At 69.9% G+C, this 20100-nt stretch carries 15 protein-coding genes; 7 read left to right on the top strand and 8 right to left on the bottom strand.

Annotated features, from left to right (window positions below; all coding sequences use genetic code 11):
• Positions 1–137 precede the first annotated feature (137 nt).
• The 3 genes from thiE (at position 138) to ACV7NL_RS22625 (ending at position 2408) form a co-directional block, all read left to right on the top strand.
• Complete coding sequence (thiE, locus tag ACV7NL_RS22635) at positions 138–848, top strand: thiamine phosphate synthase (protein WP_247636105.1); 711 nt, start codon at positions 138–140, stop codon at positions 846–848.
• A gap of 25 nt (positions 849–873) precedes the next feature.
• Entirely contained in the window at positions 874–1680 is an 807-nt protein-coding gene (gene thiD / locus ACV7NL_RS22630; protein ID WP_463356941.1) for a bifunctional hydroxymethylpyrimidine kinase/phosphomethylpyrimidine kinase, read from the top strand.
• Positions 1681–1778: 98 nt separating this feature from the next.
• Positions 1779–2408, top strand: coding sequence for a helix-turn-helix domain-containing protein (locus ACV7NL_RS22625; RefSeq protein WP_056188490.1), 630 nt, complete (start codon positions 1779–1781; stop codon positions 2406–2408).
• Between the two features lie 30 nt (positions 2409–2438).
• On the opposite strand, the gene ACV7NL_RS22620 is transcribed toward ACV7NL_RS22625, so the two are convergent.
• The 5 genes from ACV7NL_RS22620 to ACV7NL_RS22600 all read right to left on the bottom strand — a co-directional run bounded on the left by ACV7NL_RS22620 (position 2439) and on the right by ACV7NL_RS22600 (position 7670).
• Positions 2439–3059 (bottom strand): ABC-type transport auxiliary lipoprotein family protein, encoded by a 621-nt coding sequence (locus ACV7NL_RS22620; RefSeq protein WP_056188488.1) that lies wholly within the window; start codon positions 3057–3059, stop codon positions 2439–2441.
• 110 nt (positions 3060–3169) lie between these two features.
• Positions 3170–4252, bottom strand: coding sequence for an MlaD family protein (locus ACV7NL_RS22615; RefSeq protein WP_056188485.1), 1083 nt, complete (start codon positions 4250–4252; stop codon positions 3170–3172).
• Positions 4253–4320: 68 nt separating this feature from the next.
• Positions 4321–5043 (bottom strand): ABC transporter ATP-binding protein, encoded by a 723-nt coding sequence (locus ACV7NL_RS22610; RefSeq protein WP_348528145.1) that lies wholly within the window; start codon positions 5041–5043, stop codon positions 4321–4323.
• Positions 5044–5224: 181 nt separating this feature from the next.
• The gene (locus tag ACV7NL_RS22605) at positions 5225–6334 is read right to left on the bottom strand and encodes an ABC transporter permease (RefSeq protein ID WP_244477034.1); all 1110 of its coding nucleotides are present in this window, start codon (positions 6332–6334) and stop codon (positions 5225–5227) included.
• Positions 6335–6422: 88 nt separating this feature from the next.
• Positions 6423–7670 carry an MFS transporter gene (locus ACV7NL_RS22600; RefSeq protein ID WP_463356940.1) on the bottom strand — a complete coding sequence of 416 codons (1248 nt, stop codon included), beginning with the start codon at positions 7668–7670 and terminating at the stop codon, positions 6423–6425.
• Positions 7671–7819: 149 nt separating this feature from the next.
• Between ACV7NL_RS22600 and ACV7NL_RS22595 the strand changes: the two genes are divergently transcribed.
• A complete protein-coding gene (locus ACV7NL_RS22595) occupies positions 7820–8989 on the top strand; it encodes a hypothetical protein (protein ID WP_463356939.1) in 1170 nt (389 codons plus the stop codon).
• Between the two features lie 81 nt (positions 8990–9070).
• Positions 9071–9523, top strand: a complete 453-nt coding sequence (locus ACV7NL_RS22590) for a DUF1489 family protein (protein WP_056486589.1) — start codon at positions 9071–9073, stop codon at positions 9521–9523.
• A 94-nt stretch (positions 9524–9617) separates the two neighbouring features.
• Here the strand turns inward: ACV7NL_RS22590 and ACV7NL_RS22585 are convergent, their stop codons facing one another.
• Positions 9618–17228, bottom strand: a complete 7611-nt coding sequence (locus tag ACV7NL_RS22585; RefSeq protein ID WP_463356938.1) for an apolipoprotein A-IV repeat region-like domain-containing protein — start codon at positions 17226–17228, stop codon at positions 9618–9620.
• A 320-nt stretch (positions 17229–17548) separates the two neighbouring features.
• On the opposite strand from ACV7NL_RS22585, the gene ACV7NL_RS22580 reads away from it, so the two are divergent.
• Entirely contained in the window at positions 17549–17863 is a 315-nt protein-coding gene (locus ACV7NL_RS22580; RefSeq protein ID WP_463357198.1) for an Hpt domain-containing protein, read from the top strand.
• A gap of 180 nt (positions 17864–18043) precedes the next feature.
• Positions 18044–18364 carry a 2Fe-2S iron-sulfur cluster-binding protein gene (locus tag ACV7NL_RS22575; protein WP_056188467.1) on the top strand — a complete coding sequence of 107 codons (321 nt, stop codon included), beginning with the start codon at positions 18044–18046 and terminating at the stop codon, positions 18362–18364.
• Here ACV7NL_RS22575 and ACV7NL_RS22570 read toward each other — a convergent pair.
• Positions 18333–18791 carry a bleomycin resistance protein gene (locus ACV7NL_RS22570; RefSeq protein ID WP_463356937.1) on the bottom strand — a complete coding sequence of 153 codons (459 nt, stop codon included), beginning with the start codon at positions 18789–18791 and terminating at the stop codon, positions 18333–18335. The two genes, ACV7NL_RS22575 and ACV7NL_RS22570, sit on opposite strands and share 32 nt — an antisense overlap.
• Positions 18792–18837: 46 nt before the next feature.
• A complete protein-coding gene (locus tag ACV7NL_RS22565) occupies positions 18838–20013 on the bottom strand; it encodes a vWA domain-containing protein (protein WP_463356936.1) in 1176 nt (391 codons plus the stop codon).
• Between the last annotated feature and the right edge of the window lie 87 nt (positions 20014–20100).

Here is a 20100-nt window from a genome sequence, read left to right as displayed (position 1 = left end):
ATGCATCTCCAGGTCAGGCAGGATTGAACGCCAGCTGCGACGGAAAGGCTCCGCATCGCGGTGGGACCCCAGAGCTTCCGATGATCCGGTCCCGGTCCTACAATGCGGCATCGAGCGATGAAACGAGGACTCTCAGCGTGATCGGACGGGACGAAGCCATCGGCCGGGGGCGGCCGGTCGACCTGCGCCTCTACGGCCTTCTCGATACGGGGGTGTCCGGGCTGGATGGTTCGCGGCTGGCGGCGATGGCGGCTGAGGCGGTGCAGGGTGGCTGCACCCTGCTCCAGTACCGGGAGAAGGCGATCGGGGACGCGCGCGCGGCGCTGGGCCGCATCCGTGCGATCCATGCGGCCCTCACCGGTTCGGGCGTGCCGCTCCTCGTCAACGACCGCATCGATCTGGCGCTCGCCGCCGGGGTCGAAGGCGTGCATCTCGGCCAGAGCGACCTCCATCCGGCCGACGCACGCCGCCTGCTCGGGGGCGACGCGCTGATCGGCCTGACGCTGAAGACCGGCAATCAGGCCGACGAACTCTACCGCCTGCCCGTCGACTATGCCTGCATCGGCGGGGTCTTCGCCACGACGAGCAAGGACAATCCCGATGCCCCGGTGGGCCTTGACGGCCTCACCCGCATCGTGTTTCGCGCTCGGCTCGCCCGCGGCGCCGCGTTCCCGCTCGGCGCGATCGCGGGGATCGACGCCGGCAACGCGGCATCGGTGATCGCGGCCGGTGCCGATGGCATCGCGGTCATTTCCGCCCTGTTCGCGCGCGAGTCCATCGCCGACGAGGCCCGCCATCTTCGCAGCCGGGTCGATTCCGCTCTCGCCGCCCGCGGCGTGGCAGCCTAAGCTCCGCCGGCGCCGAGGACAGACCATGACACCCATTGCCGTCACCATCGCGGGATCGGATTCGAGCGGCGGCGCCGGCATCCAGGCCGACCTCAAGACCTTTGCGGCCCTGCGCGTCTACGGCGCCAGCGTGATCACCGCCCTGACGGCGCAGAACACGCGCGGGGTCCAGGCGATCCACGACGTGCCGGCGGACTTCGTCGCGGCGCAGATCGACAGCGTCTTCTCGGACCTCGCCGTGGGTGCGGTGAAGATCGGCATGCTGTCGCAGGTCGCGACCATCGAGGCGGTGGCGGCCGGTCTCGCCCGGCATGCGGGATCGATCCCGATCGTCCTCGACCCCGTGATGGTCGCCACCTCCGGCGACCGGCTGATCTCCGAGGCGGCGGTGGAGGCCCTGCGCCGGCACCTTCTTCCCCTGGCCGACCTTGTCACGCCGAATCTGCCCGAGACCGCGACCCTGATCGCCGAGCCCGATGCGACGAGCGAGAACGCGGCCGTCGCCCAGGGCCGTCGCCTTCTGGCGCTGGGCGCCCGCGCCGTCCTGGTGAAGGGTGGACACGGCGACGGTGACGAGAGCGTCGATCACCTCATGGGCGCCGACGGGACGCTCCGTCGCTTCGCGGCCCCGCGCATCCGGACCCGAAATACCCACGGCACCGGCTGCACCCTGTCCTCCGCCGTGGCGGCGGGGCTCGCCCGCGGCCTGTCGATGGTGGAGGCGGTCGCAGAGGCCAAGCGCTACGTCTCCGCCGCGATCGCGGCCGCGGACGGGGTCGCGATCGGACACGGGCACGGCCCGGTTCATCATTTCCACGCGGTATGGCGATAGCCGAAGCCTCGCGCGACCCTTGCGCCGACCCGCCGTTTGCGTTTGAAGTACCGTACAAGCGTCCGGTTAACGGAACGGGTGCGCGGAAGTCAGGGACAATGGACGACCAGTTGACGACGCCCGAGCGCGGGCGGCAGCGTGATATCCTCACCGGTGCGCAAGTGCTCTCGGGCCAGCTCGGCAAGACGATCCAGCGCCTGCGCAAGGCCTACAACCTGTCGCTGTCCGAATTGGCCGAGCAATCCGGCGTCGCGAAATCGATCATCAGCCAGATCGAGCGCAACGAGACCAACCCGACGCTGGCGACGATCTGGCGCCTGAGCCAGGCCCTCGACGTGTCGATCGAGCGGGTTCTGGCGACCAGCGACGAGGAACCCTTCATCGAGAAGACCTCGCGGGCCGATACGCCAATCCTGGTCTCCGACGACGGCAAGGTCCGCCTCGCCATCATCGGGTGGATCAAGACCGTCGAGTGGCTGCAATGGTACGACGTCGCGGCCGATTTCGGCGGCGTGCTCGATTCCGATCCGCACCAGCGCGGCTCGGTGGAATCCCTGACCGTGACGGCGGGACAGTTCGAGGTGGAGGTCGCCGGAACCGTCCAGCGGGCGCGCGCCGGCGAGACCCTGCGCTATCGCTGCGACCGTCCCCACACGGTCCGCTGCATCGGACCCGAGCCCGGCAAGGCGATCATGGTGGTGATCATGAAGGCCGCCGTGATGGAGTGATCGGGCGTAAGACGAGGCGCCGAGATCGCCTCAGCGTCCCGAATTCACCCAGGCGACCATATCGGCGAGCACCCGGGCCAGGGCCGCATCGAGGCCGACGGCCGCATTGGCCGCGTCGACCTTCGACACCGGCAGGCGTGCAGTGAAGATGCGGGCGGCCACCACCTTGCCAGTGCCCTCGGCGATGATCTTGGCGGAGATGTCGACCACGGCCTCGCCCGAACCGGCGGCGATGTCGAAGGCCCGGATCTCGCTGATCAGCTGATACTCGGCCGTGATCTTGTCGCCGGGCCGGCTCACCGATTTCAGACGGCCCGAATTCTCCAGGCTCTGGATCAGGCGGGCCTGGATCAGGCGTGGCAGGCGATCGGCCCATTGGCCGCCGCCCAGGAACGACAGGGCGCCGCCCGGCTCGCGCACGATGATGCGATCCGCCTCGAAGGGCTGGAGGCCGGTCGGCTCCGTCACGACGAACGAGCGCGCGGTCCCGCCAACGCGTCCATTCGGGGGCAGAGCGGCGAGGTCGAAGGTGAGCGGCACGGCGCCGCCTCCACACCCACCGAGACCGGCCGCCAGAAGCATCACGGCGAGCAGGCCGCGGGCCTGCGCGGGCGCCGCCCTGAAGCCCCTTGCCGTGTTGGTGATCGACATACGCATTCTGGAAAACCCATCGCTGCGCTGGAGCGCGGCGTGGCGGTAAACTAACCTAGCGCAGGATTGGTGGCGTGTGGCGCAGCACCGTCGGCTGCGGAAAACGCCGATCACCGGTTGCCGTTGTATTCCGGCAACGATGGCTTTCCGCCGAAGATCACCTGCGAAGGGTCGCGCTCGAGGCTCTTCACCGTTCGGTTCAGGGTGTTGAGCGTCCGCTGGCCATCGGTCGACAGGGCCTCGACCTCGCGCCGTCCCGTCCCGCTCAGGCGATTGAAGCTCGTGGCGATGTTGGAGGTGCGCTTGTCGAGGTTCTCGGACAGCGTGCGGAACGCGCGTCCCGCATCGCGAACCGAGATCGCGGCCTCGCGCACTTCGGTGAAGGTGCTGGTCCCGGCGGAGCCCGAGGCCGAACCGAGGAAGCCTTCCGCGCCCTTGAGCACCGCGTCGACGCGATCCGCGGAAGCGTTGAGCTTGGCGGCCAGGGAACGGGCGTCCTTCAGGGCCGCTTCGATGTCGCCGCTGCCGGCGGCGAGCGCGCCGGTGAACCGGTCGGTGTTGTCGATGACGCGATTGAGCTTCTGGCCGTCGATCGCCTTGACGAGACCGCTGACGGCGGGGCCGGCATCCGCCAGCGTCTTCGAAAAGGCCTCGACATTGGCCAGGGTGCGGTTGATCGCGCCCTCGTTGCCGGCAACCACCTTGTCGAGGCGCTGGAGCACGTCGTCGGCGCGTTGCGCGATCTGCTTGGCCGCCGCCATCATGTCCTGGATGTCGGAGCTGTCGGCGAAGATCGTCGGGATTTGATCGCCCGAGCCCGGCGTAAGGGCCGGCGCATCGGCGTTGCCGCCGGAAAGTGAGATCGTCGAGACGCCGGTCAGCATCGCCGAGTCGAGGCGCGCGCGGGTGTCGGCACGCAGGGGCGTGGTCCGCTCGACCTCCACGATGGCGACGACGCGGCGCGGGTCCTGCGGCAGAAGCCGCACATCGGTGACTTCGCCGACCTTGATGCCGTTGAAGGCCACGGTCGAACCCTTGGCGAGGCCTCCGACGCTGCCGGAGAAGACGATACGCACGGCCTGACGGACCTGGCTGCGGGAACCGCCCTGGAGCCAGAACACGAAGCCGAAGGCCGCCACCAGCACCGCGAGGGTGAAGGCGCCGATGAGGGCGTAGTTCGCGCGAGTCTCCATCGGATCAATGATACCTTGGCGGGATGGGTCTGGTGCGGTGCGAGGCCACACGCCGCGCGTCGCTGGTCTCAGGCGGGCGCATGATGCGGACCCTTGGTGACGACGGCACGTCCGCGTTTGCCATGAAAGTAGGAGCGCAACCAGGGATGGTCGCTCTCCAGCATCTCCTCGATGGTCCCCTGCGCGATGATCTGCCCATCGCCGAGGGCCGCGATGCGATCGCAGGCGGTGTAGAGGCTGTCGAGATCGTGGGTGACCATGAACACCGTCAGCCCGAGGGTCTGCTTCAGCGTCGCGACGAGTTCGTCGAACTCGCCGGCACCGATCGGGTCGAGCCCGGAGGTCGGCTCGTCGAGGAACAGGATCTCGGGGTCGAGGGCCAGGGAGCGCGCGAGGGCGGCCCGCTTGATCATGCCGCCGGAGAGTTCGGACGGCAGCTTGTCGGCCGCATCCGGCTTCAAGCCCACCATCTCGATCTTGAGGCGGGCGAATTCGTCCAGCAGGCGCTCGGACAGGTCCAGGTGCTCGCGCATCGGCATCTGGATGTTCTGCTTCACGGTCAGGGCCGAGAACAGGGCGCCTTGCTGGAACAGCACGCCCCAGCGCTGCTCGATCTGCCGCCTGCGGGCCACGGTCAGGCCATCCATGTCCTCGCCGAACACCTCGATGGTGCCGGCCCGCTTCGGAACCAGCCCCAGAATCGTCCGTGTCAGGACCGACTTGCCCTGGCCCGACGGCCCGACGAAGCCCAGGATCTCGCCGCGCCGGATGTCGAGGTCGAGGCCCTTCATCACGATCTTGCTGCCGAAGCCCACGACGAGGTCGCGGACCCGGATGATCGGCTCGGGCGCGGCGGCGCTCGCCGTGGCGGGACTGGCCGTGGTGGGAAGGGCCTCGGCGGGAAGGACCTTGCCGGGACTGGCCGTCCTGACGTTTGCCGGCGTGTGGGGGGCGGAAGCGGTCTGCATGGCCTCAGAAATCGATCGCGGCGAAGAAGACGGCAAACAGTCCATCGAGGACGATGACCATGAAGATAGACTTGACGACTGAGGCCGTGACGTGGCGCCCCAGAGACTCGGCCGAACCCTCCACGGCGAAACCCTCGATCGTCGCAATGATCCCGATGATGAGAGCCATGAACGGGGCCTTGATCAGCCCGACGGCGACGTGATGGAGCGACACGGCCGCCTGCAGGCGGGCCAGGAAGGCGTCCACGGTCATGCCGCCATAGAGGGAGGCCGTCAGGCCGCCGCCGGCCAGCGCCGCGAGTGACGCCAGGAAGGTGAGGATCGGCAGGCCGATGACCAGGGCGAGGATGCGTGGCACGATCAGGATCTCGATCGGGTCGAGCCCCATGACCCGCAGGGCATCGACCTCCTCGCGCATCCGCATCGAGCCGATCTCGGCCGTGAAGGCCGAGCCCGACCGGCCCGCCACCATGATCGAGGTGAGGAGCACGCCGAGTTCGCGCAGGATGAGCAGCCCGATCAGGTTCACCACGAAGCTCTGGGCTCCGAAGCGCTGCAACTGAAAGATGCCTTGCTGCGCGACGATGCCGCCCACGAGGAACGAGATCAGCACGATGATCGGCACGCCCCGGAAGGCGACCTGTTCGATCTGATTGATCAGCGCGGTGCCACGGAAGGTGCCGGGACGCGCGGCGACGCGGATGCAGGCGAGCACGACCTCGCCGAAGAAGGCGAGACCGGTGACGAGGTCCGACTTGGCGCCGACGACCCGCCGGCCGAGATCGTCCAGGAATCCGGCGATGCGCCCGCGCGACGCCGGGGCGGGCTCGGCGACCGGGAGCTTCACTTCGCTGAGGAGGATACGATGTTCCGGTGCGGCCCCGGCATAGGCGACGTGTCCGCCCGCGGCCTCGACTTCGGCCCGGGTCCGTTCGAGCACCCACGCGCCCAGCGTGTCGAGACGTGCCACGCGGCTCAGGTCTATGAGCAAGGTGATGCCCGGGGCGCTGGCGGCGATGCGGGCCGCTGCCCGTTCCACGGCCGCACCCTGGTCGGCGGTCCAACGTCCGGACAGGCCGATATGCCCGTTCTCGAGGAACGCGGCGTCGGCCACTTCCGGATTGGTCCTGATCTCGGCTCTACCCAATGACGCCGCACTCCCATGCCGCGATCATCTATCACCGCGTACGGTTACCGGACGGTCAAGGTTGATCCCGCGATCCGGTGTGCTGGCCCACAAACGTGGTGGTGTGAAGGCCGAAAGCGCGGGCGGATCGCGCGGCGCGTGCCACGAGGCACAAGCCGAGTCCGGCCAGCGGGGCCATCAGCGCGAAGGTGAGCGGGCCGCCTCCGGCCTGATAGGCGACCCCCGTCATCAGCGTGGCGGAGGCCGAGGCAAGGGCGCCGGCCGAGCTCACCGTGCCCTGCGCCCGGCCGCGCGCTCCGTCCGGTGCGAACCGGGACACCGCCGCCATGGCGCCGAGCTGGGTCGCCCCGAAGGTGAGGCCGTGCAGCATCTGCAGGACGATCACCGGCCCGAGCCGGTCGCCGAACCAGGCGAGGCCGAGCGCGCGCACCAGCGCGGCCCCGCCCCCAAGGGCGAGAAGGACGAACGGGTTGCGCCAGCGCGCCGGAAGGCGGCCGATCAGCGCGAACAGCACGATCTCCGATGCCACGCCGATCGCCCAGAGCGTGCCGATCCAGGCCGTCGAGATGCCGTGGGTCGTCCAGTGGATGCTCCCGAACGCATAGATCGCCGCATGGCTCGATTGGATCAGCGCGGCGGCCCCGATGGACAGCCACAGCACGCCGGGTAGGCGCGGGCGGCCACCGTCCGGGTGAGGCGGCGGCGTCGGTGGAGCATCGACACGCGCCAGCACCACGACCGCGGCGGCGATCAGCGCCAGGACGGTGAGCAGGAGCGGGACCGCCAGGCGCTCGCCCAGCGCCCCGAGGGCGGCACCGCCCGCGAAGTTCGCCAGCAGGAAGCCGATCGAGCCGGCCATGCGGATGCGGGCATATTCGAGGTGCTGGCTCCGCCGCACCGCGCTCAAGGTCAGGTAATCGATACTCGGCACCAGCGGCGCCGCCGCCACGGCATTGAGCGCGATCAGGAGCGCGAGCAAAGGCCATCCGATCGCTGCCCCCGCCGGCATCAGCACGTAGGTCGCCGCCAGGACGAGGCTCCCGACCAGGAGGATGCGAGGGGCCGCGATGCCCCGGTCGATGAGACCCACCAGCGGCGCGGTCGAGACGATGCGGATCGCGATCGGCAGAGCGAGCAGGGCGCCGATGACGGTGGGGTCGAGCCCGAGGGCGTTCAGCCAGACCGGCATGAACGGCATGGCGATGCCGATCTCCACGAAGACGACGGCGTACAGGACCGAGAGCCGGGCGGCGTTCGGCTCCGGATGGGCCTGGCGGGTGTCGGCAGAGGCGGTGTCGGACAAGTCGACCGGATCGGGGCGAGGGGGCCTGTGGATACGTCGCGTCAGGCGGAAGCTGCGTAAAGCCGGCGTTAAAACGATCCTGTCAACCTGCGGTGGCTTTGACCCAGGCACCACGTGCCGGTCACAGCACCGGCAAGGACGAGTGCTTGATGTCGAGTTCCCAATCGCTGACGTCGATCGACGTCTCCGAATACGACCGTATCGAAGCGGCGATGACCGAGAGCGAGCGTGGGCGCTGGTTTCTCGACGCCTACCTGCGCCGCAACCGCACCAGCGACACCGGAATTCTCCTCGACGCCATCGCCCGGCTCAAGGCTGCCGTGACCAGCGACCGGGACACCAGCCAGATCGGCCGGGTCCGCGGCGACCTGATGGACATGGCCCATGCCATCGCCCGCACGAAAGCCGAGATCGCGGCGATCAAGTCGCCCGATCAGGACCAGAGCAGCCTGGGCGGGGCTTCGGCGGCCCTCGACGCCATCGTGCGCTCCACCGAGCGGGCGACCTCGGACATCCTGAGTGCCGCCGAGAACGTCCAGGAAACCGCCTGGAACCTGCGCGAATCCGGCTCCGACGCAGCGGCCTGCGACGAACTCGACCGGCGGGCCACCGCGATCTACACCGCCTGCTCGTTCCAGGATCTCACGGCTCAGCGCATCGCCCGCGTCATCCACACATTGCGGTATCTGGAGGAACGCCTCGCCGCCATGATGGCGATCTGGGGCGATGCGCTCGATCCGGTGCCGACGGCGCCCGGCGGCTCCGCGACACCGGAGGTTCCGGCCGATCTCTGTCAGAGCGATGTCGACCGCTATATCGCGATGGACACCTCCGCCGCAGAACCGAGGGCGTCGACCCCCGTACCTCTGCCGGATGGACCGATGGCGGACGACATCGTCTTCCTGGAGGTGACCGATGCCGTCATGGAGCCCGACCGGGAGCCGGATGCAGTGGAGGTGCCCGATCTGGAAGCCTCCGATCTTGAAGCTTCCGATTTGAATGCCTTTGAAGCGGACGCTCCCGAGATGGATGCTTCCGAAGGAGACGCTCCCGACGTGGATGCCTCGGGTCTCAGCACCGGGCTTCCCGATGCCGCCGCCTCGTTCGACAAGCCCCTCGATGCCGATGAGGGGCGCGGCGACGCGCAGATCCGGCCGGACGCGGAAGACCAGCCGCAAGTTGCATCGGTCGACGATGTGGCCGACCGGATGAGCCCCCCCACGGTTCAGGTCTCGGAGAAGGCCCAAACCGATATCGCCACGGCCTTCGCCGAGATCGACGCGCTCACCGATGACGAGAAGCGGGCGCTGTTCTCCTAATCCGGAGAGGCCCGAGCGACGCGGCGTCGCGCGCCCCAACCAGCGCGCGCCTCGAAACCGGATGGCTGGTACAACGCCGCCATGGCCGCCCCTCAAACCCTCCACCTGCTGAAACTCTGCGTCGGCCCCGCCAGCATCGCGGAGCTGGAAGCGCGGATCGCACATCATCGCGAAGACGCGCTGCGCCAGGGGCGTGATCCATCGCCGGTGCACACCACCCGGATGGTGCCGACCCGGGCCACCGACATCGCCGGACGCGGCTCGATCTACTGGGTGATCAAGGGGACGTTGCTGTGCCGGCAATCGGTCACCGCCATCACGCCGTTCACCGATGCGGACGGCATCGGCCGGTGTCGGCTGGTCCTCGAGCCCGCCGTAACCGCCGTCTCGCCACGGCCGTGCCGGCCGTTTCAGGGCTGGCGCTATCTGAAGGCCGAAGACGCGCCTGCGGACCTCGATGCCGGCACCGCCGGGGGCCTCGCCGAGATGCCCGAACCCCTGCGCCGTGAGCTTGCGAGCCTCGGCCTGATCTGAAGGCCGCATCCCGGTTCTCGGCTCGAAAAACAGAAACCCCCACCGTCCCGGAGGAGGGTGGGGGCTGCCGCTCCCGGCCGTGCCTGATCGGGGCTCAGGCCCCGTCGAAGCGCCCGCTGGCATGGGCCAGCATGGTGTAGACCTTGCCGGTCTCCGAGGTGAGGTAGGCATCGGCCCGCGACGAGTCGCGGTCGTTCTTCGAGACATCCCCGAGCAGGCGCTCGAACTCGCCCACGTAGCGATCCACCGTGCGCCGGAAATCCGCGTCGCCGGCGTAGCGGCGACGGACCTCCTCGAAGGTCTGCCGACCCTGCGCCGTGTAGATGCGGCGGTCGAACAGGTTCGGCTCACCCCGGCGATAGCGCTCCCACAGGTCCACCGCGGTCTGGTGGTCGATCATCTTGGCGATGTCGCTGGAGATCGTCTCCAGGGCGGTCCGGCCGCGCTCGGCCGCATTCTTCTGCGCCTCGCCCTGCGGGGTCGGCGTCGCCTTCACGGTGGGGCTTTGCGAGCCCAGCCCTTGCGTGCCGAGCCCTTGGGTGCCGAGCCCTTGCGCGTCCGTCTCCGGGTCCGCGTCGTCGTCGAGGGAGGCGCGCGTCAGCAGGTCGGAGAGCCAGCCGCGGTTCTCGGACCCCCGCGCATCCGGGCGTGGGGCGGTGCCGGGACGAAGCACTTCGCCGGTCCGGGACGCCGGGGCGGAGACGACGTTGATCGACTGGCCGGGACGAGAGGCGGGCGCCGGCTTCGCCGGGGCCGGGGCCGGGGCCGACGCCTTGGCAGGCGCGACCTTTGTGGGCGCGGACTTGGCCGGCGCGATCTTGACCGGTGCGGACTCGGCCGGGACGGGCGCCGGGGCCTCGGGGCGTCGCGGCTCCGAGACTTTCGGTGCGACCGCATCCACCGCCCGCCCCGAGCTCTGCACCAGGGTGGACAGCTCGGTCAGGGCCTTGAGCTGCTCGGAGACCACGCGGCGCATCGCGCCGGTCGCCTCCTGCGTGTCGCGCGGGATCTCGAGGACGCCGCGCTGGAGATCGGCGCGGGTCGCGTCGAGCTCGCGCCGGATCTCGGCCGCCATCTCGCGCAGGCCCGAGACCGACTCGCCAAAGCGGCTGGAGGCCGTCTCCAGGACGGTCATCATCTGCTGCGAGGCCGCCTCGATCGCGGTCCGCACGGCCTGGGCCGTCCGCTCGCTCTCGGTGTCGGCTCCGGCGCGCAGGCCTTCGAAGGCCTGGGTGACGGTGGCGCCGGCGCCGGTCGCTGTCTCGGACAGGCTGGCCCCGAGGGCCTTCGTGCGCGCCTCGGCCGACCGCAGGGTCTGGCCGATCAGGGCGTCGAAGCGCGCGGTCTGCTCTTCCAAGGTCCCGGAGCGCTCCTCGATGCGCGACAGCACATCGGTGATGGCGCGCTCGCGCTCGGCGAGACGATCGCCCAGGCGCCCCTCGACGCTCTCGAGTTCGCCGGTGGCGCCCTTCAGCTGGCCCGCAGCGCCTTCGAGCTGGCCGACGGCCTGACGCAGGATCCCGGCCTGGTTGCGGCCGATCTCGTTGAGCGCGCGACCGCGATCGTCGAGGGATGCGGTCAGCTCCGCCGCATCCTGCAGCGCCCCTTCGGCGACCGCCTTGAGCTGCGCGACCTGCTCGGCCACGCCGGTGCTGGCGCGCTCGGTCTCGCTGGCGATCGCCGAAAGCCCTTCGCGAATGTCGGCGATGCGACCCGACAGGCCCGCCTCAATCCGCCCGAGGTTTTCACCCGTTCCGGCCAGCAATTCCCTGAGTCCGTCATTCGCCCCGTCGATCCGCTCCAGGACCTTGTAGAGGTCGCCGCGCATCTGATCGTTGGCGTTGGTGAGCGCCGCGATCGCCCGCGCCGCGCCGCCGTCGATGGCCGACAGCAGGGCCTCGGCGGAGGCCCGGGACTGGGCCGCCAGGGCGTCTGTCCGCTCGCGGATGGCTGCGACCAGCGGGGCGCCGCTCTCGTTCAGGGCCCGCTCGATGGCGTCGCCGCGCAGGGTCAGAGCCTCGGCCAGCTGCGCCGCCGGCCCGTCCACGATCTCGCGCAGGCGCTCCGACTGGTCGGTGAGCGCGGTGACGACGGCCTTGCCGCGTCCGTCCAGGGTGTCGAGGAGAGCGCCGCCGCCCTCCTCGATGGCGCGCGTGATCGTCTCGGCACTCTCGGCCAGACGCCGGGCGAGAGACTGCCCGCGGGCTTCGACCAGACCCGCCAGCGCTGTCGAGCGCCGGTCGAACGCCTCCGTCATGGCGCCAGTGCGGCTGTCGAGCAGGGACGCCACGGCCTCGTTGCGCTGATCGAGCGTCGCGGCCAGGGCCTGACTGTGGGCTTCGGCCAGGGTGGCGTGACGCGCGACACGCTCGTCGAGCGCCGTGAGCATCGCCGCGGTGCGCTCGTCGACCAGGGTCGCATAGGCATCCTGGCGATCGTCGAAGGCCGAGGCCAGGGCGTCGCCGCGCGAGGCGACGAGGGTCGCAAACACCTTCATCCGGCTGTCGATGCGGCTGGTGAAGGCGTCGGCGCGGCTGTCGACCGCTTCCACCAGGGCATTGCCCTGCGTGTCGATGGTGCGGGAGAGTTCGGTGGCCCGGGCTTCCACGAGGGCATCGAGGGCCGACAGGCGCTCGTCGAACAGCGTGGCGAGGGCGCGACCGCGGATCTCGGCCTGCTCCGCGAGACCGTCCGCCCGATGCTCCACGGTCTCGTCGAGGGTCCGCAACTGCGTATCGAACACCGAGGCCAGGTGCCGAACCCGCTCGTCGACCCGGTCGGTGAGCGTGCCGGTACGACCGTCCACGACCTGCGCGAGCGTGGTGAGGCGCTCGTCGAGGATCGCGACGAGAGTCCGGGTCCGGTCGTCCGTCTGGGCCACCAGGGAGGTGGCCCGATCCTCGACCAGATGGTCGAGATTGCGCAGCCGCTCCTCGAACAGCGAGACGAGGGTGTGGGTAAGGGCTTCGGCCTGCTGGCGCAGAGCGCGCGCCCGCTCGTCGACGAGCTGATCGAGGTGCTCGACCCGCGTGTCCATGAGCGAGACCAGCGCCTTGGCGCGAGCATCGACCTCGTCCGACAACGTGCCGGTGCGATGGTCGACCAGTCGGTCGAGGGCGCCGATCCGCTCGTCGAACAGCGTCGTCAGGCCGCGCGTCCGGGCCTCGACCCGATCGGTCAAAGCGTCCGTGCGGGTGTCGACCACCGAATCGAGGGTGCTCAGAACCTCGTCGAACAGGCTGCGCAGGCCATGGGTCCGCGCATCGAGGGCCTGATTCAGATGGGCGCCGCGACCGCCGATGATCTCATCCAGGGCGCCGATGCGTTCGGCCAGGAGATTGGCGAGGATCTCGGTCCGGTTCTCCAGGGTCTCGGTCAGGGCCGCGCCGCGGTGGTCGACGAGCTGGCCGAGGATGTTGATGCGATGGTCGAACAGGTTGGCCAGGGCCCGCGTCCGCTCGTCCACGGCCTGTGCCATCTCCCCGCTGCGGCGATCGGTGAGTTCGTCCAGGGCACCGATGCGCTGGTCGAAGGTCTCCGCCAGCGCCCGGGTGCGCGCCTCGACGGCGTCGGACAAGGTGCCGCCACGGCGATCCACCACTTCGTCGAGGTGTTCGATGCGCTCCTCGAAGAGCGTGGCCAGGGCCTGGGTGCGGGCCTCCACGGCCTCGGCCGCGCTGCCGAGGCTCGCCGTGATGGTGTCGACCAGGGCGCGGCCACGCTGATCGAGCGTGTCGTGCAGCGGAGTGAGGCGGTCGCTGAAGCTGGAGCCCAGGCTGTTAGCGTGGGTGTCGAGCAGAGCGCGGATCTCGCCGGTCCGGTCGTCGAGGAGCTGGTGAACGGTGCGAACGCCCTCGTCGAGCAGCGAACTGATGTCGAGGGTGCGGCGATCCAGGGTCGAGCCGAGGCGGCCTTCGCCGTCGGTGAGCTGGCGATCCGCCTCCGCCACCATCTCGCGCAGGCGGGCCAGGATCGACTCGCCGCGCTGCTCCAGCACCTCGCCGAGCGAGTTGCTGCCGAGATCGAACAGGCGCGCCAGTTCGGTGATCCGGCCGCCGAGGGCGCCGAACACGGCCCGGCCCTTCTCGTCGAGCTCCGAGCCCATCGCCGCCGTACGGGCGTCGATGAGGCGGACGAGTTCGTCGGCGCGCTCGGCGAAGGCCTGGCGGATGGCGCCGGCCTGGGTGTCGAGGGCCGTGTTGGCGCCGTCGGTCCGGGCGACGATCATGTCCACGAGTTCGCGGGTGCGGTTGGCGAGATCCTCGTCCACGGCCCGGGTGCGGCTCTCGATCAGGCGGATCGCTTCGAAGGCCTGCGCCCCGAAGGATTCCTCGATCAGGCGGCTGCGCTCTTCGAGCGCGGTACCGATCGCCTCCAGGCGCCCGAGCACGCCGGCATCGAAGCGCCCGGCCCCCTCCTCGAGGCGGCGGGACAATTCGAGGGTCTGCTCGTCGAGGCGGCGGGCGATCTCGGCGGAGCGCTCGCCGAGCACGTCGCCGAGATCGGCGCTGCGCTGCGCGAGATCGAGCGCCATGGTGTCGGCGCGGGCATCGAGGGTCTGGACGAGGTCGCGGCCGCTCTCGACCATGACGCGCGCCATCTCGGCGGTGCGCACGATCAGCGCTTCGTTGAGGGCCGTGGCGCGGCCGCCGAGATGGCCGTCGATCTGGGCCACCAGGTTGGCGAAGGTCTCGCCGATCTCGGTGGAGCGACGGTTCGAACGCTCCTCGAGGGCGCCGAGCTGGCTTTCCACGGCCGCCTGCGCTTCGCGCGTCCGCTCGGCGATGCGGTCGGCGACGGCGTTGCCCTGCACGGTGATGACGCGGTCCATCTCCTCCAGCCGCCCGGAGACGGATTCGGTGAGGGCGGCGGTGTCGCGCGAGATGCGGTCGGCGAGGATGTCGCCGCGGGCGATGGTTTCCTGGAGGGTGGCGAGCCGATCGTTGAGAACGCGGTCGATGGCCTGCACACGCGTCTCGGTGGTGTCGGCAAAGCTCGCACCGGTCTGGCTCAGCGCATCGTTGACGCGGGCCCCCTGAGCGGTGACGGCCAGCACGATGTCACGGCCGGTATTCGCGAGCTGGGCCTGAGCCTCCTGGGCCTGGGCGGCAATCAGCTCGCCGAGGGTCTGGCCATGGCTTCCGAAGGCGGATTCGACGTCGCGAACCCGGGCGGTGAGATCGCCGCCCAGACCATCGGCCGCACGGGCGATCAGGCCGGCCGCTTCCTCGGCGCGCCGGACCAGTTCGTCGTTGACCGCGTCGAGCGTGGTCCGAAGGGCCTCGATCGAAGCCGTCGCGCGGGCGCCCACGGCGCCGCCGACGCTATCGGCGGCATGGCGCAGGAGTTCGGCGGCCTCGGCCGTCCGAGCCGCCAGATCCGCCGAGGTGGCGGAAAGCCGGTTCTCGAAGATCTGAACGGCTTCGACGGTGCGGGCTTCGAGTTCGCCCGTGGCGCTCGCCGAGGCGCGACGCAGGGCCTGCGAGGCTTCGGTCGTGCTGGCGCCGAGGGAAACGGTGGTCTCTTCGGCGCTGCGCCGGAAGGTTTCGGCGGCCTCCGAGGTCCGGCTGCCGATCTGCTCGTCGAGCGTCGCGGCGGTCGAACGCAGGCTTTCGAGGGCGCCGAGGGTCCGCGTCTCGAAGGCCTGACCGAGCCCGCTCAGGGCGCCGTCGAGAACCTCCGTCGCCTCCTGGGTCCGATGGCGGATGAGATCGCTGACCCGATCACCCGTGGCGCCGAGGGTGGCTTCCAAAGACTGCCCCTCGACGGAGACCGTTTGATGCAGTCGGTTCGCGACCGACTCGATGCGGTTGGCCAGGGCGCCGCCATGCTGGTCGAGGCCGGTGGCAATGCCTTCGACGGACCGGAGCAGGGTTTCGCGCAGGGCGTCCGCCCGCGTGCCGAAGGTCTCCACGATGGCGCTCGCCGCGAGGGCCAGCCCCGCCTGCGTGTCGCGGCCGCGCGTCTCGAACAGGTTCGAGATTTCGGAGCCATGGACCGTGATGGTCTCGTGCAGACGTTCCGCCGCCGTCTCGATGCGTCCGGCCAGGGTCCCGCCGTGATCGTCGATGCCGGACGCGATGCTCTCCACCGACCGCATCAGGTCGTCGCGCACGCCTTCGGCGCGGTTCGCGAAGGTCTCGACCACGGCGCTCGCCGCCAGGGCGAGGCTGGCCTGGGCCTCGCGGCCCCGGGTCTCGATCAGGTCCGACACCTCGGTGCCCGCCGTCTCGATCTCGCTTCGCAGAGCGGCGCCGCGGGCGGTGATCTCCTGAGTCAGGGCCGCGCCGGTCTCGGCAAAGCGGGCGGTGATCTCGCCGCCGGTGTTGGAGAACTGCGCCGTCAATTCGGAGCCGCGCGTGAGGAACGCGTTTTCCAGGCCGCGGGTGGATTGCTCGAAGGTCTCGCGAACCTCGCCGCCCTGGCGGTTGAGGGCTTCGATGACCTCGGAGCCGGTCTGGGCCAGGGTACGGGCGACCTGCCCGGCGTTTTCCGCCAGCGTAGTGGTGAGGATGCCGCCGGTGCGCTCGAAGGCGCGGGTGACTTCCTCCGCCCGGGTCTCCAGGGACTGGGTCAGGGCCGTGCCGACCTCCGCGAGGCTGCCGCGCACGCCCTCGCTGGTCGAAGCCAGGCGCTGAACGAGATCGTCGCCACGGCCGGAGACCAGTTCGACGACGCGGTCGCCGGCCTCGCCGAGGGCCGCCGTGATCGCGTCGCCGCGCTCGCCGAGCGCCGAGGTGATCGCTTCGCCGCGCGCGTCCAGGGCGGTGGTGACCCGGTCGCCCGCGCCGTTCACCGCCGACACGATGCGCTCGGCGGCGCCGTCGAGCTCCGCCGTGAGGCTCTGATGCGTGCCCGTGATGGCCCCGCGGACGCGCTCGGCATTGGCGATGATCGATTCCCGCTGGGCGATCAGCTCGTCGACCAGGGAGCGGATGCGGATCTCGTTGTCGGAATAGGCACGCTCCAGGGTGGCGATCTCGCCGCGCACCAGGGTTTCGAGCTCGCCGGCGCGCGCCAGTGCCCGCTCGACGCCGTCACCGACCGCCGCCACCTCGCGACGGACCGTCTGCGACATGGTGAGCACCGCGTCGGTGGAGAAATTCTCGGGCTCCGCGAGCCGGATCGCGACCTCGCCCACGGCGCGGGCGACGAGGCGCATTTCCTGGGCGCGGACCGCCAGCATGGCCATGATGGCGAACAGGACGACGGGGCCGACCAGCGTCGTCGCCGCAACGGCGCTCTGGATCGCGGTCAGGCCCTGGAAGAAGCCGCGCAGATCACCGCCGGACTGGCTCCAGGCGAGACCCAGCAGGCCGGCGATCCAGAGCGCTCCGGCGCCCGCCGCGACGAGGTAGGGGGCGCCCGACGGACGGACACGCAGGGTCTGTTGCAGGATGCCGATGTTCTGCCGGTCGTCGTTGGCGACCATGGAGCGGTCGGGCGGCAGCAGGCCGCCCTCCCGGCGCGGCCGGTTCCGGTCCGGCGGCGGCAGGTCGGAAGCCAGGGGCTGGTCGAGATCGAGGCGGGGCGGAGCCAGGCGTCCGGTGGGATCGCGCAAAGGATCGCCGTCGCCGACGTCGGGGAGCCGCGGCTCGACCCGCGATGCGTCGTCGCCCTGGGCGAACGCGTCGAGGTTGAGAGCCTGCTCGATCGCCGACAAAGCCGCCTCGGCCGGGTCCTTGAGCTTCTTTTCCGTGGCCATACAACGCCTCGTTACGCGTATCCCGACCGCCGGCCGCACCCGGCGATCAAGGTTACTTTTACCAATTTACCAAGGAACTTTAGACTTCGGCACAGGGCTCGGATACCCGAGCCCGCCGCGGCGCCCAAAAAACCTTAACGGAATGGTTACCAAGCCAGGGGCCGGCGCCGCTCCGTCGTCTTTCCGCATGATGCCTCAACGCTTAAACGGAAGCGAACGGCCCCGAGCCTGAGCTGTGGATAGCCGGGAGGGCGCACAGGCGCGGTCTCGTTCGATCCCCGGAAGCCGAAGGACCCGACGTGCCGGATACCGACGCAGCGATGCTGATCGACCGCGAGTTCCTGGCGCGCCAGACTTTCGGGGATCTCGAACTCGCATCCGAACTGCTGGGCCTGTTCGCGGACCAGTGCCGTCGTCTCCTGCCGTTGATCGGTGAGGCGGCGCGTCCCGTGGGCGAGCGGGCCGATTTCGCCCACACCCTCAAGGGGTCGGCCCTCGGGGTCGGCGCCGGACGGGTCGCCGCGCGGGCCAGTGCCGTCGAGGACGCCCTGCGGGCCGGAGACGCCGCCGTCTCCACCGAGGCGCTCTCGGAAGCGGTGGCTGACACCCTCGCGGCGCTGCCGGCAACCTTCTGAAATCGGCACGCGGACGTCGCGTCGCGGAGGTCCGATGGAACGGGGCGGCCTCTGCGGCGTAAGCGCAAGAATCCTCAGCCGGCCGGCGAGCGCGCTTGCATTCGGAGGCCTGCCCCTTCAAGGCAGGCGATGCGCCGCACAACCGGCTGTTCTACGCGTTGTCCGAGCCCGGAGCCCCCGATGCCCAAGATCACCTACGTCGACCATGCCGGAACGGCCAGGACCGTGGAGGGCGACGTGGGATCGACCGTGATGGAAGCGGCGATCCGCAACAACGTCCCGGGCATCGATGCGGAGTGCGGCGGCGCCTGCGCCTGCGCCACCTGCCACGTCTACGTCGATGCGGCCTGGGCGGAGGTCGTCGGCCCCGCCGAGGCGATGGAGCAGGACATGCTCGACTTCGCCTCCGATGTGCGCGCGACCTCGCGCCTGTGCTGCCAGATCCGGATCACGCCGGACCTCGACGGGCTCAGCGTGACGACCCCGGCACGACAGGGCTGACCGGCCGGACCGCAAGGCTTTCCTGGAATCGCAGCAGATAGCCGTCCGGGTCCTGGATCAGGAACTGCCGGCAACCGACCTCCCGGGCTCCGACCCGATACCAGGCCTCGTGCGCCGGTCGGAAGAGCGGCCAACCGAGCGTTGCGAGGCGTTCGAGCATCGGGTCGATGTCGCGCATGGTGATCTGAAGGTTGATGCCGCGTCCGAACGGTCGGGCGAGCGGACCTGTTTCCCAGGCGCCGTTGATCCGGTTCAGCATCACCTGGCTTCCCGCGTGCTCGAGATAGGCGAAGCCGTTCTCGGGGCGCTGGTAGGCGATGTCGAAACCGAGGCCTTCGCACCAGAAGGCGAGGCTTCGTCCGAGATCCGTCACATCGAGTTCCGGGACGAGGGGGGCGAACCCGCCCTCCGGCATCCGGTCGAGCATCCGTCAGCCTCCCGCTCCCGAACCGATTCGACGTTCCGGCGTCACCCTATCGGATCAGCGCCCGCATGGCTGCGTCGATGCCCTCGAGGTTGAGGGGGAACATGCGGTCGCCCACCAGCCGCCGCACCATGCCGATCGACTGGGTGTAGGCCCAGTGCTCCGGCGGCACCGGGTTGAGCCAGACCGCCCTGGGGAACCGCTCGAGGATGCGGCCGAGCCAGACCGCGCCGGGCTCCTCGTTCCAGTGCTCGACCGAGCCTCCCGCCATGGCGATCTCGTAGGGGCTCATCGAGGCATCGCCGACGAAGACCACGCGATAATCCGGCGGGTAGGTCCGCAGCACGTCGAGCAGCGGCAGCGTCTCCTCGTGCCGCCGGCGGTTCTCGCGCCAGACCCGCTCGTAGGGACAATTGTGGAAATAGAAGTGCTCGACATGCTTGAACTCCGAGCGGGCGGCGGAGAACAGCTCCTCGGCGAGCGCCACGTGCCCGTCCATCGAGCCCCCGACGTCGAGGAACAGCAGAACCTTCACGGCATTGCGTCGCTCGGGCCGAAGCTTCACGTCGAGATAGCCCTTCGCCGCCGTCTCCCGGATGGTGCCGTCGAGATCGAGTTCCTCGGCCGCGCCGGTGCGGGCGAAGCGGCGCAGGCGGCGCAGGGCCACCCGCATGTTGCGGGTACCGAGTTCGACGGTGTCGTCGAGATCCTTGAAGGTGCGCTTGTCCCAGACCTTCACCGCGCGGAAGTTGCGGTTGCCGTCCTGGCCGATGCGGATGCCCTCGGGATTGTAGCCGTAGGCCCCGAAGGGTGAGGTGCCGCCGGTCCCAATCCACTTGTTGCCGCCCTGGTGCCGCTCGCGTTGCTCGGCCAGGCGCTGCTTGAGGGTCTCGAACAGCTTGTCCCAGCCGAGCGCCTGAAGCTCCGCCTTCTCGGCCTCCGTCAGGTATTTCTCCGCGAGCTTGCGCAACCAGGCTTCCGGGATCGCTGCGGGGGCCGTCGCCTCGCCGAGGGTTTCGAGACCCTTGAATACGGTCCCGAACACGCGATCGAACCGGTCGAGGTTGCGCTCATCCTTCACCAGGGCGGTCCGGGCGAGAAGGTAGAATTCCTCGACGCGCTTCTCGGCCAGATCCCGGTCCAGGGCACCGAGCAGGGTCAGGAACTCCCGGAGGGTGACCGGAACCTTGGCCTCGCGCAGGGCGGTGAAGAACTGGAGCAGCATGGGACGACAACGGAGGAAGCGATGCCCGGGGTCAAGGGGCCGCCCGGCCGGCGCGACGGGCCGACTGACATAGGTTAAACTGGGTAT

It is taken from the genome of Methylobacterium sp. Ger2507 (genome assembly GCF_055231875.1).
This window is presented reverse-complemented; position numbering and strand designations above follow the sequence as displayed.